The sequence below is a fragment of the Pseudomonas sp. Marseille-QA0892 genome (assembly GCF_054950135.1).
On the sequence record NZ_CM143104.1, the window covers coordinates 3,331,588 to 3,347,435 of the forward strand.

Here is a 15,848-nt window from a genome sequence, read left to right on the forward strand (position 1 = left end):
CCGGAGAACTGGACAGACCGGGTGGCTTCCGGCATAGTCGCCCGCTGCATCGAACAGGCGCCGGATAGCATCGTCAATGGCCAAGATACTCGTTCTCCACGGTCCCAACCTCAATCTTCTCGGCACGCGTGAACCCGGCGTCTATGGCGCGGTGACCCTTGCCCAGATCAATGAGGAGCTGGTGCAACGTGCCCGGTCTGCCGGCCATGAATTGAGCCATCTGCAAAGCAATGCCGAGCATGTCCTGGTCGACCGTATTCATGCGGCGCGGGAAGACGGCACGGCATTCATCGTGATCAATCCGGCCGCTTTCACTCACACCAGTGTCGCCCTGCGTGACGCATTGCTGGCTGTGAGCATCCCATTCATCGAAGTGCACCTTTCAAACGTGCACAAGCGAGAAGCCTTCCGCCACCATTCCTATTTCTCCGACGTGGCGGTCGGCGTGATCTGCGGGCTGGGCGCGACCGGTTATCGGTTGGCGCTGGAATCTGCCCTCGAACAAATCGAACGCATCTGACCAACCGATTGGAGTCGACCTGTCAATGGACATCCGTAAAGTCAAGAAACTGATCGAGCTACTGGAAGAATCCGGTATCGACGAGCTGGAGATCAAAGAGGGCGAGGAGTCCGTCCGCATCAGCCGGCACAGCAAGCAGGCGTTCAGTGCCCAGCCCATGTACGCCGCTCCGGCGCCTGCCGCTGCACCCGCGCCGGCCGCCGCGCCCGCTGTAGAAGCCGCCGCGCCTGCCGCGCCCAAGCTCAATGGCACCGTAGCCCGCTCGCCGATGGTGGGCACCTTCTACCGCGCGCCGTCTCCGGCCGCGCCGAACTTCGTTGAAGTCGGTTCCGTCGTGAAGAAAGGCGACGTCCTGTGCATCGTCGAAGCCATGAAGATGATGAACCACATCGAAGCCGAAGCCAGCGGCACGATCGAGTCCATCCTCGTCGAGAACGGCCAGCCGGTGGAATACGACCAGCCGCTGTTCACCATCGTTTGAGCCGCGGGGAACCTGCGATGTTGGAAAAAGTACTGATCGCCAACCGTGGCGAGATTGCCCTGCGCATCCTGCGCGCCTGCAAGGAGCTGGGCATCAAGACGGTCGCGGTCTATTCCTCCGCCGACCGTGAACTCATGCATCTGGGTCTGGCGGATGAAACCGTCTGCATCGGCCCGGCACCTGCCAACAAGTCCTACCTGCACATCCCGGCGATCATCGCAGCGGCCGAAGTCACAGGCGCTACCGCGATCCACCCGGGCTACGGTTTCCTTGCGGAAAACGCCGACTTCGCCGAGCAGGTCGAGAAATCCGGCTTTACCTTCATTGGCCCAACCGCTGATGTCATTCGCCTGATGGGCGACAAGGTGTCGGCCAAGGACGCCATGATCAAGTCCGGCGTACCGGTTGTACCAGGCTCTGACGGCCCGCTGCCGGAAGACGAAGACGAAGCGCTGCGTATCGCCCGTGAAGTGGGCTACCCGGTGATCATCAAGGCCGCTGGCGGCGGCGGTGGTCGCGGCATGCGCGTGGTGTGGAAGGAAGAAGACCTGATCAAGTCGGCCAAGCTGACCCGCACCGAAGCGGGCGCTGCGTTCGGCAACTCGATGGTCTACCTTGAGAAATTCCTTGGCAACCCACGTCACGTGGAAGTCCAGGTGCTTTCCGATGGCCAGGGCAACGCCGTGCACCTTTACGATCGCGACTGCTCGCTGCAGCGTCGTCACCAGAAGGTGCTGGAAGAAGCGCCTGCGCCTCACATCGATGAAAAGGCCCGCGCCGAGGTACTCAAGCGCTGCGTCGATGCCTGCGTCGAGATCGGCTACCGCGGTGCCGGCACCTTCGAATTCCTCTACGAAGACGGCCGCTTCTACTTCATCGAGATGAACACGCGCGTTCAGGTCGAACACCCGGTGACCGAAATGGTGACCGGCGTCGACATCCTCAAGGAGATGTTGAGCATTGCGGCTGGCAACAAGCTTTCGATCAAGCAGGAAGACATCAAGCTCATGGGCCACTCGCTGGAGTGCCGGATCAATGCTGAAGATCCGGACAACTTCATGCCCAGCCCCGGCAAGGTGAAGCACTTCCATGCACCCGGCGGCAACGGCGTTCGCGTCGATTCGCACCTGTACAGCGGCTATTCGGTTCCGCCGAACTACGACTCGCTGATCGGCAAGCTGATTGTCTATGGGCGCGACCGTGACGAAGCCCTGGCGCGGATGCGCAATGCCCTGGACGAGATCATCGTCGACGGCATCAAGACCAACGTTCCGCTGCACCGTGACCTGGTGCGGGACAAGGGCTTCTGCGAAGGCGGCATCAACATCCATTACCTGGAAAAGAAACTGGGGATGGATAAGCACTGACCCTTTACGTCTCTCCTGGAGACGTTTCAGTGCAAGGACCGGAGCGGCCTGTCGCCTGACAGCCCGCTCCTTTCTTTTTCTACCGTACGATTGCTCGTACAAATACCTGCAGGAATTTTCGATGCCTTGGCTCCAAGCGCGAATCGCGATCACGCCCGAACAGGCGGCTCCCTACGAAGATGCCCTCCTCGCCCTTGGCGCGGTATCGGTCACGTTCATGGATGCCGAGGATCAACCGATTTTCGAGCCCGACCTCGGCACCACGCCACTGTGGTCGAACACGCATCTGCTGGCGCTTTTCGAAGCGGATGTCGACCCCGATGCACTCCGCGCCCATTTACAGCTATTGGCGGGCGGCCAGCTGCCCGAGCACGTCATCGAACACATCGAGGACCAGGACTGGGAGCGCAGCTGGATGGCCGACTTCCACCCGATGCGCTTCGGCCAACGCCTTTGGATTGTTCCCAGCTGGCACGACGCGCCGGAGCCGGACGCGGTCAACCTGGCCCTTGACCCCGGCCTGGCATTCGGGACCGGTACGCACCCAACGACCGCCCTGTGCCTCGAATGGCTCGATGGTCAGGCACTGGCAGGACAAGATCTGCTCGACTTCGGCTGTGGTTCCGGGATCCTGGCGATTGCCGGTTTGCTGCTGGGCGCTCGCGAAGCAGTAGGCACGGACATCGACCCGCAAGCGCTCGAGGCGTCCCGTGACAATGCCGAGCGCAACGGCATCGCCGAGGCGTCGTTCACCCTTTACCTGCCCGAGCAAATGCCGGATCGGACCTTCGACGTCGTCGTGGCGAACATCCTTGCTGGCCCGCTCGTGACGCTTGCACCCACCATCACGCGCCATGTACGCGCCGACGGGCTGCTGGCGTTGTCCGGAATCCTGGCCGAACAGGCCGAAGAGGTTCGCCAGGCCTATACCGGCGCATTCGAGCTCGATCCGACAGCCGAGAAGGATGGCTGGGTGCGGATTACCGGACGCCGCCGCTCAGCCTGACCGATCCAGCTTGGTGCCTGGCGCGGGGGGGGAACCCGCCGCCGCAAACCAAGCGCAGCCAGGCCCGAGCAACAGGCGGAGCCGGTAACCGACAGCAGATGCGGACCGTATCAGCACAATGCCATCCCCGCCTGCTGTGGCGGACCGACATGCGCTAGACTACCGCCCATTTTTCCAACCTTCGATTCCGGTTGCATGAGCCAGACGTTCGTTACCCAGTGCCCGCATTGCCAAACCCGCTTTCGCGTTAGCCGTGAGCAGCTGGCTATCGCCAACGGCTCGGTACGTTGCGGCGCGTGCATGCAGGTGTTCGATGCGGCCGGCCTGCTGGTCGATCAGCTCAAGGACGCGCCTGCTGCACCGCAGGTCTCGCTTCAACCCTTGCAACCGCTGCACCTGAAGGACCATCACGCGCCGCTGAAGCTCGAGGCAACCAGCCTGCCACCGGTGCGGGAGAACGAACCGTTCTGGATCCATGACGATATGGACACCGACGGCTTCGACGAAGAACTGGCGCGCCTGGAGCGGGAGGAGCAACAGGCCCATGCGCGGCGTACGGAAGCTCCACGCGGTAGTGGCTCCCTGGTGGCTGCCGATCATGAAGATATCGAAGACGTACATCCGGACGAAGCCTGGGCCATCGAACTCCTTCGAGAAGAAAAGTCTTCAGCCGAATCGTCCACTTCGCTCCGTATCCCGGACGAGGATCTGCCGCGCCCTCGCCTGCACACCCATGCATCCGAGGACGCCGAGCGCGTTGAGCCCACCCTGGGCGGCCTTCCCGCGGAGACGGCCCTGGACGAACCCGAGCCCGACCTCGAACCACCGGCAAAGGGGCTCATAGCCGACAGCGACGACGAACCCCGGCCCGCTAAGAGCAAGCGTCAGCTCGAAGCGCTGGACGACTTGAATGATGAGCCCCTGCAACTCGACTGGCGTCGCCCGCGCAAGCCTTGGGGTCGCAGGGTCGCGTGGGCAGGCGTAAACCTGCTTGCACTGCTGGCATTGGGCGGTCAATACGTCTGGTACCACTTCGACGAACTTGCGCGCCAGGACCGTTATCGCCCTTGGCTTGCACAGATCTGCCCGGAAGTCGGCTGCCGTCTGCCCTCAAAGGTCGATATCGATCAGATCCGCAGCAGTAACCTGGTCGTGCGCAGCCATCCAGAGTTCTCCGGCGCGCTAGTCGTCGATGCGATCCTGTACAACCGAGCCACGTTCTCGCAACCTTTTCCATTGCTTGAACTGCGCTTCGCGGACCTCAACGGCCAGCCAATCGCCAACCGCATTTTCAAACCGGCGGAATACCTCGCTGGAGAAATGGCGGGCGGCCGCGAAATGCCGCCGCAGACCCCGATTCACATCTCACTCGATATCTTGGACCCCGGCCCGAAAGCGGTAAATTACAGCCTGAGGTTCATCTCCCCCGAGTGATGCCCCTTCGCTCCGTGTGCTTTTAACCAAAGGGTATAAGGGACGGATTGTTCAGAATTTGTTCAGAACAATCTTTATCCAGTCACGGGGAGCGGGTATCATGCCCACCCTTTTCGCTGTACCCAAAATGATTCGTTCGACGCTGCTGCGCACAGGCGGCATGGCCTGTCGATCACGATGCCTTGTTGTCGTGATGCACAGTCCGTAGCCCAAGGGCACCGCTTTTTCGCCGCAAAATGATCCATGACCAAGAACTGACAGGCCCCATGCAGGGAACCCCAATGTCGGCGCTAACCATCGGCCCCTACACATTATCCAATCGCTTGATCCTCGCGCCCATGGCGGGCGTGACCGATCAGCCGTTTCGCTCGCTATGCAAGCGTCTGGGTGCGGGCATGGTCGTGTCGGAAATGGTGACCAGCGACGTACGCCTCTGGAACAGCCGCAAATCGCGCCTTCGCCTGATTCATGCTGGCGAAGCCGAACCCCGCTCGGTCCAGATTGCCGGCGGTGATCCCGAGATGCTGGCCGAAGCCGCCCAGCGTAATGTTGAACTCGGTGCGCAGATCATCGATATCAACATGGGCTGCCCTGCGAAGAAGGTCTGCAACAAGGCCGCGGGTTCTGCGCTGATGAAGGATGAGCGACTGGTCGCTGATATCCTTTCTGCAGTCGTGTCCGCCGTGAACGTGCCGGTAACACTCAAGATCCGCACCGGCTGGGACCGCGACCACCGTAATGGTCCTGTCATTGCTCGCCTCGCCGAAGAAGCGGGTATCGCAGCACTTGCCGTCCATGGTCGAACCAAGGCCGACCTGTACACCGGTGAAGCGGAATACGACACCATCGCCACGATCAAGCAGACGGTTTCCATTCCGGTCATGGCCAATGGCGACATCGACTCCCCCCAGAAGGCCGCCCATGTGCTGGCCTATACAGGCGTGGACGGGCTTCTGATCGGACGAGCGGCCCAAGGCCGACCCTGGATTTTCCAAGAAATCGACCATTATCTGGAGACCGGGCAATTGCTGCCCGCTCCTTCGCTCGTGGACGTGGAGCAGATTCTGCTGGAACACCTGGCAGCCCTCCACGCTTTCTATGGCGACACCATGGGCGTACGTATCGCCCGCAAGCATGTTGGCTGGTACCTGGCTACATTGCCGGGCGCAAAGGAATTTCGCGCCCGGTTCAATCGTTTGGAATCCACGGACGCGCAGCGCGCCGACGTTCAGCAGTTCTTTGCCGAGCGACACAACGACGGAGAAGGTGTGGCCGCATGACGACGATGACCGAGACTTTAGTGACTGGAACAACCCACGTGAGCGACAACCTCAACCTCAAGCAGCACCTGAGTGCCCCCAGCGCCGAAGGGCAGACCCTTCGTGGCGCGGTGGAAAAAGCGCTGCTCAATTACTTCGCCCATCTCGAGGGCGCGGATGTCACCGACGTGTACAACCTGGTGCTGTCCGAGGTCGAGGCGCCCCTGCTCGAAACCGTGATGAACCACGTCAAAGGCAACCAGACCAAAGCCTCCGAACTGCTCGGCCTCAACCGCGGCACACTGCGCAAGAAGCTGAAGCAATACGACCTGCTTTGACGTCTGCGGCCTGCCGAGCCATTGCGGCACCGTTCTTCCAATCCTATCCATCCTGAGCGATCCATTGCCCATGACCGACCAAAGCCTTCGCCTTCCCGTTCACCGCGCGCTGATCAGCGTCTCTGACAAGACCGGCGTGGTCGAGTTTGCTCGCGCGCTTGCCGACATGGGGGTGGAAATCCTCTCCACCGGTGGCACCTACAAGCTGCTGAAGGATAATGGCATTGCCGCTGTTGAAGTCGCGGACTACACCGGCTTCCCGGAAATGATGGACGGCCGCGTGAAGACGCTTCATCCCAAGATCCACGGCGGCATTCTTGGCCGCCGCGCGCTTGATGGTGACATCATGGAACAGCACGGCATCAAGCCGATCGACCTGGTAGCGGTTAACCTGTATCCGTTCGCAGCCACCGTTGCCAAGCCTGGGTGCACCCTGCCCGACGCGATCGAGAATATCGATATCGGTGGCCCGACCATGGTCCGCAGCGCCGCGAAGAACCACAAGGATGTTGCCATCATCGTCAACGCCGGCGATTACGACGCCGTACTCGAGAACCTGCGCAACGGCGGCCTGACCTATGCTCAGCGCTTTGACCTGGCACTGAAGGCCTTCGAGCACACCGCAGCCTACGACGGCATGATTGCCAACTACCTCGGCGGTATCGACCAGTCGCAAGACACCCTCACTACCGAAAATCGCAGCCTGTTCCCGCGCACCTTCACGGCGCAGTTCGTCAAGGCGCAAGACATGCGCTATGGCGAAAACCCGCACCAGCAAGCCGCGTTCTACATCGAGAACCCTGAAGAAGCCTGCGTAGCCACCGCGCGCCAGCTGCAGGGCAAGGAACTGTCCTTCAACAACGTTGCGGACACCGACGCTGCGCTGGAATGCGTCAAGAGTTTCACCAAGCCGGCCTGCGTCATCGTCAAGCACGCCAATCCGTGCGGCGTGGCAGTCGTGCCGGACGATGAGGGTGGCATCCGCAAGGCGTACGATCTGGCTTATGCCACCGATACCGAGTCGGCCTTTGGCGGCATCATCGCCTTCAACCGTGAACTGGACGGCGAGACGGCCAAGGCTATCGTCGAGCGTCAGTTCGTTGAGGTGATCATTGCGCCCTCCATCAGCGAAGCGGCGCGTCAAGCTGTAGCCGCCAAGGCCAACGTCCGTTTACTGGAATGCGGCGAATGGCCTGCTACCCGCGCTGCTGGCTGGGACTACAAGCGCGTCAATGGTGGCCTGCTGATCCAGAGCCGTGATACCGGCATGATCACTGCAGACGATCTCAAGATCGTTACCCGTCGCGCACCGACCGAGCAGGAAATCCACGACCTGATCTTCGCTTGGAAAGTCGCGAAGTTCGTCAAATCCAATGCCATCGTCTATGCCAAGCATCGCCAGACCGTTGGCGTCGGTGCCGGTCAGATGAGCCGGGTGAACTCCGCCCGCATCGCGGCCATCAAGGCTGAGCACGCTGGGCTGCAGGTGGCAGGCGCCGTCATGGCATCCGATGCGTTCTTTCCCTTCCGCGATGGCATCGACAACGCCGCCAAGGCGGGTATCACGGCTGTGATCCAGCCGGGTGGCTCGATGCGTGACGAGGAAGTGATTGCCGCTGCCGATGAGGCCGGGATGGCGATGGTCCTTACCGGCATGCGCCACTTCAGGCACTGAGATCGGCCGCACTCGGATGGGCATCTGCGGCGTTGCCTGGGGCTTCCTCAATGCTCATTGCCACTAGGCAACTCCGCTTGAGGTAGCCCCAGGCGCCTTGCATCTACCGATCCGATCGCGACCTCGAAATATGTAGAGCGGATAACGCTTTGCTTATCTGCTATGCGGGTCAATGGCCCGCCCCCATAGGGAGCAAGACATGAACGTATTGATCATCGGCAGCGGCGGTCGCGAACACGCCCTTGCCTGGAAAGTGGCGCAAGATCCTCGTATCGAAAAGGTCTTCGTGGCGCCCGGCAACGCTGGCACCGCGACGGAAGCGAAGTGCGAGAATGTGGCGATCGACGTGCTTGCGATCGAAGAGCTGGCGGACTTCGCCGCCAAGCACGTACAACTGACCATCGTCGGTCCGGAAGCGCCGCTGGTGAAGGGTGTGGTTGACCTGTTCCGCTCCCGCGGCCTCGACATCTTTGGTCCGACTGCGGCTGCCGCGCAGCTCGAAGGCTCGAAGGCGTTCACCAAGGACTTCCTTGCTCGCCACGCGATCCCGACCGCCGACTACCAGAACTTCACCGAGGTCGAACCGGCACTGAGCTACCTTCGTGAGAAGGGTGCACCGATCGTCATCAAGGCGGATGGCCTGGCCGCCGGTAAAGGTGTGATCGTGGCGATGAACCTGGAAGAAGCGGAAGACGCCGTGCGTGACATGCTTTCGGGCAACGCCTTCGGTGACGCCGGTGCCCGCGTTGTCATCGAGGAATTCCTCGACGGTGAAGAAGCCAGCTTCATCGTCATGGTTGACGGGGAAAACGTACTGCCCATGGCTACCAGCCAGGACCACAAGCGGGTTGGCGATGGTGACACCGGTCCCAATACCGGCGGCATGGGCGCGTATTCACCGGCGCCAGTGGTCACCGCCGAGGTTCACAAACGTGTGATGGAAGAGGTCATCTACCCGACGGTCCGCGGAATGGCAGCCGAAGGCAATGTCTACACCGGCTTCCTCTACGCCGGCCTCATGATCGACACGTCCGGCGCACCCAAGGTGATCGAATTCAACTGCCGCTTTGGTGACCCTGAGACCCAGCCGATCATGGTGCGCCTGGAATCCTCCCTCGTCCTGCTCGTCGAGGCCGCGCTCGCCAAGGCGCTGAACAAGGTTGAGGCTACCTGGGACCCACGTCCCACGGTCGGCGTAGTGCTTGCCGCGGGTGGCTACCCGGGTGACTACGCCAAGGGGCAGGCGATCTCGGGCCTGCACGACGCAGCGGTCCTGGACGGCAAGGTGTTCCATGCCGGCACTGCCATGAAGGACGGCCAAGTGGTCACCGCAGGCGGCCGGGTGCTTTGCGCAACAGCCATTGGCGCGAGCGTGGCCGACGCGCAGCAACAGGCGTATCGACTGGCCGAGAAGATCAGTTGGGGCGGCTGCTTCTACCGTCGCGACATTGGCTATCGTGCGATTGCCCGCGAAAAAGGCGAATAACACAGGCATGGCGCTGTGCGAGCCGCCACGTCGCTCGCACAGCGCCAACGCCCTGATCGGTGCCTCACCTACAATAAAGCTCATCGACGTGCCAGCATTGGCGCTATCCGGTCGTATCGGTCGGTCACGCGCATTGGCTATAATTCAGCCACACCTTCGAACGGAACTCGCCCGTGTCCCGGCTCTGGACTGCCATCACGCTACTGGTCTGCCTGTCGCTGTCTGCCTTGTGCTCGTCACAGGCGTTCGCGCAGACGGTCGTCGGCTGGGCGCAGCTGTTGGATCAGGACGGCAACCTACAGCTCGAAGACCTCCGAAATTCGCGTTACCGCGCTTTTTCCAATACTCAACTTTCCGACGTTGTCGTGCCCGCCGCGCCTGGCGCGCTGTGGTTGCACTATCAGGTTCCGGGTAACCAGGCCACGCAGCTGCTCCGCGTCTTTGCGCCCGGGCTTGGATCGCTCGAATTCTATGCCATGCATGGTAACGAGCGCGTTCAGCAGATCCTCACCGGCATTCACATGCCGTACTCGACCCGACCGCTGCCCAGCCGGGATTACCTGATTCCCATCCCACAGTCCGCCGACCGTCTCGACATCTATGTCCGACTGCAGGCCGACAGTACGCTTCGTCCGTCGATCAGTCTGGTCCCCGCGGCGCAGGCCGCTGCTGACGACGGCAAGACCATGCTGATCGGCGCTCTGTTATGCGCGCTGATACTGTTGACCCTCTATAACGTCCTTCGTTATTGGCGCCACCGCGCAGGGGGCAGTCTCTGGTTGGCAGGCGGTACGTTCGGGACCCTGATGGTCGGCCTTAATGGCCTCGGCATCAGCAGCCCCTGGCTCGGCAAGGCACTGTGGGTTCAGCCGCTGCTGACCAATCTGTCTCTTTTGTGGGTCATGGGCTGCGCCCTGATGCTGACGCTACAGTTCTTCTCCGGCGTGGGTGAACGGAATCTGCCTACCCGCTTGTTGAAGGCCGAGACGGCGCTTGTCGGCGTGCTGGCGCTACTGATGATCCTTTTCCAGGGCGCCAACCTGCTGCCTTTCACCTACATTCTGTTGGGCGCGGTGGGGCTGACCGTCCTTGCCGTTACCTCTTATCACCTGCGCCACGGCTACCAACCGGCACGCCCGTTTGCAGTTGCGTCGGTCATCTTCAATATCGGTTTTTTCGGCTCGCTTCCGGCGCTGCTGGGGTACTGGCCCGTTCCCACCGAGTGGATGCTGATCGCCCTGCTTGGCATCCTTGGCCTTTCCGCCGCCCTGTGCAGCATGGCGCTGACGGAGCGCCGGAACGAGTTGGTGGACCATCGACACAATGCCAGTCGCGATCATGCGGCCTCTTCCGCTGAACTTCGCGCCAAGGCGCAGTTCCTCGGCCGCCTGAGCCACGAGATCCGCACACCCATGAACGGCGTGCTGGGAATGACCGAGCTGCTGCAAGGCACACCGCTATCGGCCAAGCAGCGTGATTACGTGCAGACCATCCACAGTTCCGGCAGCGAATTGCTCTCGCTCATCAACGAGATTCTCGATATCTCCAAGCTGGAATCCGGGCAAATCGAACTGGACGACGTCCGCTTCGACCTCAATGGCCTGATCGACGAATGCCTGGACATCTTCCGCCCCCGTGCTGAACAGCAAGGGGTGGAACTCATCAGCTTCATGCAGCCGCAGGTCCCACGTGTCATCAGTGGTGACCCCACCCGCCTAAGACAGGTGGTGCTGAGCCTGCTCGAACATGCGTTCCGGCAGACCGACCAGGGCGAAGTCGTACTGGTAGTCGCCCTCGAGCAAACCACCCTGGCACAGCCTCGCCTGCGCATAGCGGTTCAAGACACAGGGCGCCCGTTGACCGCAGAAGAACGCGAACACCTGCTCAAACCCGAGCTCGACAACAGGGACGTGCTCGCCACCAGCCGCCTAAGCGGTCAGGTCAGCCTCATCGTCGCACGTCACCTCATTCGCCTCATGGACGCGGAGTTCACCGTGCAGAGTGGCAGCGAACAAGGCACCACGCTTGCGCTCAGCCTGCCCGTAGACACCCAATGGCTGGTACAGCAGAACACCGACCCGGATGCGCTTCTGCAAGGGGCTCGTGTACTTGTGGTGGACGACAATGAAACTTGCCGCAAGGTGCTGCTTCAGCAATGCACCGCCTGGGGGCTGCAGGTCAGCATGGTCGCGTCGGGGAAGGAAGCACTCGCTCTGCTCCGGACCAAGGCGCACATTGGCGAATACTTCGATATCGTCTTGCTTGACCAGGAAATGCCTGGCATGAGCGGGGTGCAGCTGGCCGCGCGGATCAAGGAAGACCCGAGCCTCAACAACGACGTTCTCCTGATCATGCTGACGGGCATCAGCAATGCACCGGGCAAGGTCGTGGCACGCAATGCTGGCATCAAGCGCATTCTTGCCAAGCCGGCCGCCGGCTACACACTCAAGACGACACTGGCCGAAGAACTGCTCCAGCGTCGACGCGGCAACGCGCGGCTGCCTTCCACGCCAGTCAGCGCGCCGCTCGAGGCCCCTGAGGATTTCCGCATCCTCATTGCAGAGGACAACAGCATCTCCACTAAGGTTATCCGGGGCATGCTGAACAAGCTGCGTATCGAGTGCGACACGGCAACTGACGGCGAACAGGCACTCAAGGCAATGCAGTCCAAGCATTACGATCTCGTCCTGATGGACTGCGAAATGCCCGTTCTGGATGGCTTCGCTGCGACCGAGCGCTTGCGCCGGTGGGAGCGCGAGCTGGGAAAGCCCCGCACGCCCGTCGTGGCGTTGACCGCACACATCCTCAGCGAGCACAAGGAGCGGGCCTATCTCGCGGGCATGGATGGGCACATGGCCAAACCCGTCGAACTGTCTCAGCTGCGTGAGTTGGTCCAGCACTGGATTGGCCGCAAGCAGGCCGAGCAGGCCTGAACCAGCGGCATCCCTGCCCACGCCTCTATTGAAAAAACTGCCAAATCGATCTGCTACAGCCAGGCGCCCATTCTCCATGCGTCCGCCGCCGTCTGCGTAACACGCCTGCCCCAACGACGACACCGCAGGCCCGCTCGCGTCTGGCCTCAGCAGGATACCAACTGGCTCATATAGCATTGGGTAACCAAGGGCTCATGAGCAGCCTTCATGTTGATTGTGGCCACGCTGCGGTGCCCTTTCGTTACTGAACACGTTATAAACGTTGGGATATCGAAGCCCGCGTCATCGCAGGGCATTCCATCAGCCCCTTGAGTGAGGTTAACCATGAGCAATGTCGTTTTCATCACCGGCGCCACGTCTGGATTCGGTCGTGCTACCGCACGGCGCTTCGCGCAGGCCGGTTGGTCCCTGGTCATCACGGGCCGCCGCAGCGACCGACTCGAAGAACTCAAGGCCGAGCTCGGCGGCTCGGTGCCTGTGCATGCGGCGACGCTGGATGTGCGTGACGCCGAGGCGGTGAAGGCGCTCGTGGCAGGCCTGCCCGCAGAATTTGCAACGATCAAGGTACTGGTCAACAACGCTGGTCTGGCGCTGGCGCCCCAACCGGCACAGAAGGTCGACCTGCAGGACTGGCACACCATGATCGACACCAACATCACGGGCCTCGTCAATGTGACCCATGCCGTCCTGCCGAAACTGCTCGAGACCGGCAAGGGCACGAGCATCATCAACCTGGGCTCGGTTGCGGGCGAATGGCCCTACCCAGGCGGCCACGTCTACGGCGCCAGCAAGGCATTCGTGAAGCAGTTCAGCTTCAACCTGCGCTGCGACCTGGTGTCCACGGGTGTCCGGGTGACCGATATCGCGCCGGGAATGGCGGAAACGGAATTTACCCTGGTACGCACCAAGGGCGACCAGGCCGCTTCTGACAAGCTTTACCGTGGCACCACCCCACTGACGGCTGAAGACATCGCCGAGCAGATCTTCTACGTAGCCACCCTGCCCGACCACATCAACATCAACCGCCTGGAAATTATGCCGTCGCGTCAGGCGTGGTCCGCTTTCGCAGTTGATCGCGACCAGTAACCCAGCAGAAAAAGAAGAAGCCCCTTTTCGGGGCTTCGTTCACTTTACATCGGTCACCGTCCGCGGCTCATGCCGGAGAGGCGTTCCGATAGCCCTTGCATGCCCTGCCCTAGTTCTCGCAGCGCCCCGGCGTCTCGTGCGCTCTGCTCGCTGGCGGCGTGGATGCGCACGGCCAGCTCGTTGATTTCCTGCGCTACGTGGCTTTGCTCTGTCGCGGCCACGGCAATTTGCTGGGCACGCTGCACGATGTCATCGAAGCTGCCCACGGTCTGCTCCAGCGTGCCGGAAATACCGGACGCCTGGTCGACAGCCACACGGGTGCGTTCAGCGCCTGCCTGCATCGTCGACACCGCCTCGCTCGACGCCTGCCGAAGCTGGGCGATCATTTCAGAAATTTCATCAGCGGACGCCTGGGTCCGGCCAGCCAGGGTGCGGACTTCATCCGCAACAACGGCGAACCCGCGCCCCTGTTCACCGGCCCGCGCGGCTTCGATGGCGGCGTTCAGCGCAAGCAGGTTGGTCTGTTCAGAGATCGACTTGATGACGGCAAGCACGCCGCCAACCCGCTCGATGTCATCGCCCAGACGCGTGATGGTCGCCGCCGCACCCGTGATCTCGCCAGCCAGTGCCTCGATGGACGCCGCATTGCGAGTGACATTCTGCTGACCAACCCGCGCCGATTCCAGCGAAGTGCTCGCAAGGTCCGAACAGGTGGTCGTGTTGTGGGCAACCTCACCCGCGCTTGCCGACATTTCCGTGATTGCTGTCGCGAGCATCGTATTGTCTTCGCGCTGCGACTCGGATCGATCCGCCAGGCCGCTGGAGAGTCCAGCCAGCTCACTGGCCTGCCGCTGGAGGGTGTCCGCTTCATTCGCAATGTTGCGCAGCATCTCGCGTAGCGAACCGGCGTAGCGGTTGACCGCCGAGCGCAGAGCGCCGATTTCGTCGTCGCGGCGAATATCCAGCTCGCTGCTGCCCGCCGAGCCCTGCCCCAACAATTCGATTTGCGCGGTCGTCTCGTCGATTTGCGCGAGCAGTCGCTTGCCTGCCAGCCAGGCCAGGCCGAGCAGTACGCCCAGCAGCGGCAACAGGAAAACGAGGATGTCGAGGGTCAGCCGATCCGCCAACCCCGTCACGCGGTGCTCGGGCGTGACGAGCCCGACATGCCACCCCGTGCTGCCCATTTTTTCGAGCGTCACGTACGCCGGCCCGTCCAGCTGCACATCGTGGTCGAGATAAAGTGTCTGGGTGGCACGTGAGGTATCGCCCAGAGCCGCAACAACCGAAGCGAAGCCCTGCAGCGACGTGCTGAGTCCAGCCACCGTCGGCAGGCCCTTGTCGGCCCTGGCGCCAGGGAAGTACAACACGTTACCGGCACGGTCCACGGCGAAGGCATAGCCGCCGGTAACGTTCCCCTGGTTTTGCAGGAAGGACGCGAGCCCATCGAGCTTGAGGTCGATGGTTGCCACGCCGGCGAAACGGCCACCGCGCTGGTACGGCACGCTACAGGTCGTCATCGCAACGCCCGTCACGCTGTCCTGATAGGCATCCGACCAGGCGCACCGGCCCGCCGAACCGGAACGGGCGTCGGCATACCAGGACTCGGCCTGGTAAGGCGCCGCACCCGGAACGTTGTAATCATCCGAATAGGTCAGTGCGCCTTTTCCATCACGGGCCCAAAAGAAGCTGCGACGGTCCGCGCCTGGGGTAAACGCGTTCGGCTCCGGCCACAGGCCACCGCCTGCGATAGCGGTATCGCCCTGGCTATCGATGATCTTCGGAAGCAGGCTGCTCACCAGCGCCTCGTCTGCCGGGACCGCCTCGCCAAGATGAGCGATGGCAGCCGTGGTGCCTTCAATACGGCTGAGCTGCATCGAAAGCTGGCGTGCAATGGCCGCCGCGGATTGCTCGGCGGCTAGCGTACCCGCGCTCACCAGTTGGGGCTTGCCTCGAAACGTCATGACGGCGTAGATGGCGAACGCCGTCAGCACCAGCAGCATGAGAATTCCAGCGGTCATACGCGGCGCAATTCGAGTAGACATGCGCGAGTGCTCCAGGATGAAAGATAACCCTGTATCGGCCCAGCGAACCGGTAATTGAACAGGCACGACGAAAGGTAAGCCTGCCTTATCGATGCAGGAAGATGAACACTACCCCGGGAGCGAGTGGATAAGGGTTGTTGGATCGAATCCGCCTCAAGCGCCAGGACGCACCGCCGCGAGGCATCGATCGCCCATAGAACTCATTCCTTGCACCAAGCTGG

12 protein-coding genes and 1 pseudogene are annotated in these 15,848 nt (G+C 61.9%); 11 read left to right on the forward strand and 2 right to left on the reverse strand.

Annotated features, from left to right (window positions below; all coding sequences use genetic code 11):
• The first annotated feature begins 76 nt into the window (after nt 1-76).
• From aroQ to ACY8D3_RS15545, 11 genes are all read left to right on the forward strand, one after another.
• Entirely contained in the window at nt 77-520 is a 444-nt protein-coding gene (gene aroQ, locus ACY8D3_RS15495; RefSeq protein WP_462379692.1) for a type II 3-dehydroquinate dehydratase, read from the forward strand.
• Nucleotides 521-545: 25 nt separating this feature from the next.
• A complete protein-coding gene (gene accB / locus ACY8D3_RS15500; RefSeq protein WP_462379693.1) occupies nt 546-1,001 on the forward strand; it encodes an acetyl-CoA carboxylase biotin carboxyl carrier protein in 456 nt (151 codons plus the stop codon).
• 17 nt (nt 1,002-1,018) lie between these two features.
• On the forward strand, nt 1,019-2,368 hold the full coding sequence (gene accC / locus ACY8D3_RS15505) for an acetyl-CoA carboxylase biotin carboxylase subunit (RefSeq protein WP_462379695.1): 1,350 nt from the start codon (nt 1,019-1,021) through the stop codon (nt 2,366-2,368).
• A gap of 121 nt (nt 2,369-2,489) precedes the next feature.
• Nucleotides 2,490-3,374 carry a 50S ribosomal protein L11 methyltransferase gene (gene prmA / locus ACY8D3_RS15510; RefSeq protein ID WP_462379696.1) on the forward strand — a complete coding sequence of 295 codons (885 nt, stop codon included), beginning with the start codon at nt 2,490-2,492 and terminating at the stop codon, nt 3,372-3,374.
• A gap of 195 nt (nt 3,375-3,569) precedes the next feature.
• A complete protein-coding gene (locus ACY8D3_RS15515; RefSeq protein WP_462379697.1) occupies nt 3,570-4,808 on the forward strand; it encodes a DUF3426 domain-containing protein in 1,239 nt (412 codons plus the stop codon).
• Between the two features lie 281 nt (nt 4,809-5,089).
• Nucleotides 5,090-6,088: a tRNA dihydrouridine synthase DusB gene (gene dusB, locus ACY8D3_RS15520; protein WP_462379698.1), complete on the forward strand. Its 999-nt coding sequence runs from the start codon at nt 5,090-5,092 to the stop codon at nt 6,086-6,088.
• A complete protein-coding gene (gene fis / locus ACY8D3_RS15525) occupies nt 6,085-6,405 on the forward strand; it encodes a DNA-binding transcriptional regulator Fis (RefSeq protein ID WP_462379699.1) in 321 nt (106 codons plus the stop codon). Before dusB ends, fis begins: the two co-directional genes overlap by 4 nt.
• Nucleotides 6,406-6,475: 70 nt before the next feature.
• Nucleotides 6,476-8,080 carry a bifunctional phosphoribosylaminoimidazolecarboxamide formyltransferase/IMP cyclohydrolase gene (gene purH / locus ACY8D3_RS15530; protein ID WP_462379700.1) on the forward strand — a complete coding sequence of 535 codons (1,605 nt, stop codon included), beginning with the start codon at nt 6,476-6,478 and terminating at the stop codon, nt 8,078-8,080.
• Nucleotides 8,081-8,279: 199 nt separating this feature from the next.
• Nucleotides 8,280-9,566: a phosphoribosylamine--glycine ligase gene (purD, locus tag ACY8D3_RS15535; protein WP_462379701.1), complete on the forward strand. Its 1,287-nt coding sequence runs from the start codon at nt 8,280-8,282 to the stop codon at nt 9,564-9,566.
• Nucleotides 9,567-9,739: 173 nt separating this feature from the next.
• Complete coding sequence (locus ACY8D3_RS15540; RefSeq protein WP_462379702.1) at nt 9,740-12,499, forward strand: hybrid sensor histidine kinase/response regulator; 2,760 nt, start codon at nt 9,740-9,742, stop codon at nt 12,497-12,499.
• A gap of 324 nt (nt 12,500-12,823) precedes the next feature.
• Nucleotides 12,824-13,585 (forward strand): SDR family oxidoreductase, encoded by a 762-nt coding sequence (locus ACY8D3_RS15545; RefSeq protein WP_462379703.1) that lies wholly within the window; start codon nt 12,824-12,826, stop codon nt 13,583-13,585.
• Between the two features lie 53 nt (nt 13,586-13,638).
• Here ACY8D3_RS15545 and ACY8D3_RS15550 read toward each other — a convergent pair whose 3' ends face one another.
• Together ACY8D3_RS15550 and ACY8D3_RS15555 are read right to left on the reverse strand one after the other, a co-directional pair.
• On the reverse strand, nt 13,639-14,769 hold the full coding sequence (locus tag ACY8D3_RS15550) for a methyl-accepting chemotaxis protein (protein ID WP_462384403.1): 1,131 nt from the start codon (nt 14,767-14,769) through the stop codon (nt 13,639-13,641).
• Nucleotides 14,755-15,627, reverse strand: a pseudogene (locus tag ACY8D3_RS15555) (cache domain-containing protein); the annotation flags it as partial. The pseudogene ACY8D3_RS15555 and the gene ACY8D3_RS15550, both read right to left, overlap by 15 nt.
• Nucleotides 15,628-15,848 lie beyond the last annotated feature (221 nt).

Excerpts from the sequence above, each read along its gene's own strand:
- dusB (WP_462379698.1), top strand. The coding sequence starts at position 5,090 with ATGTCGGCGCTAACCATCGGCCCCTACACATTATCCAATCGCTTGATC.
- prmA (WP_462379696.1), top strand. The coding sequence starts at position 2,490 with ATGCCTTGGCTCCAAGCGCGAATCGCGATCACGCCCGAACAGGCGGCT.
- accC (WP_462379695.1), top strand. The coding sequence starts at position 1,019 with ATGTTGGAAAAAGTACTGATCGCCAACCGTGGCGAGATTGCCCTGCGC.
- ACY8D3_RS15545 (WP_462379703.1), top strand. The coding sequence starts at position 12,824 with ATGAGCAATGTCGTTTTCATCACCGGCGCCACGTCTGGATTCGGTCGT.
- purD (WP_462379701.1), top strand. The coding sequence starts at position 8,280 with ATGAACGTATTGATCATCGGCAGCGGCGGTCGCGAACACGCCCTTGCC.
- fis (WP_462379699.1), top strand. The coding sequence starts at position 6,085 with ATGACGACGATGACCGAGACTTTAGTGACTGGAACAACCCACGTGAGC.
- ACY8D3_RS15515 (WP_462379697.1), top strand. The coding sequence starts at position 3,570 with ATGAGCCAGACGTTCGTTACCCAGTGCCCGCATTGCCAAACCCGCTTT.
- ACY8D3_RS15550 (WP_462384403.1), bottom strand. The coding sequence starts at position 14,769 with ATGGGCAGCACGGGGTGGCATGTCGGGCTCGTCACGCCCGAGCACCGC.
- purH (WP_462379700.1), top strand. The coding sequence starts at position 6,476 with ATGACCGACCAAAGCCTTCGCCTTCCCGTTCACCGCGCGCTGATCAGC.
- aroQ (WP_462379692.1), top strand. The coding sequence starts at position 77 with ATGGCCAAGATACTCGTTCTCCACGGTCCCAACCTCAATCTTCTCGGC.
- accB (WP_462379693.1), top strand. The coding sequence starts at position 546 with ATGGACATCCGTAAAGTCAAGAAACTGATCGAGCTACTGGAAGAATCC.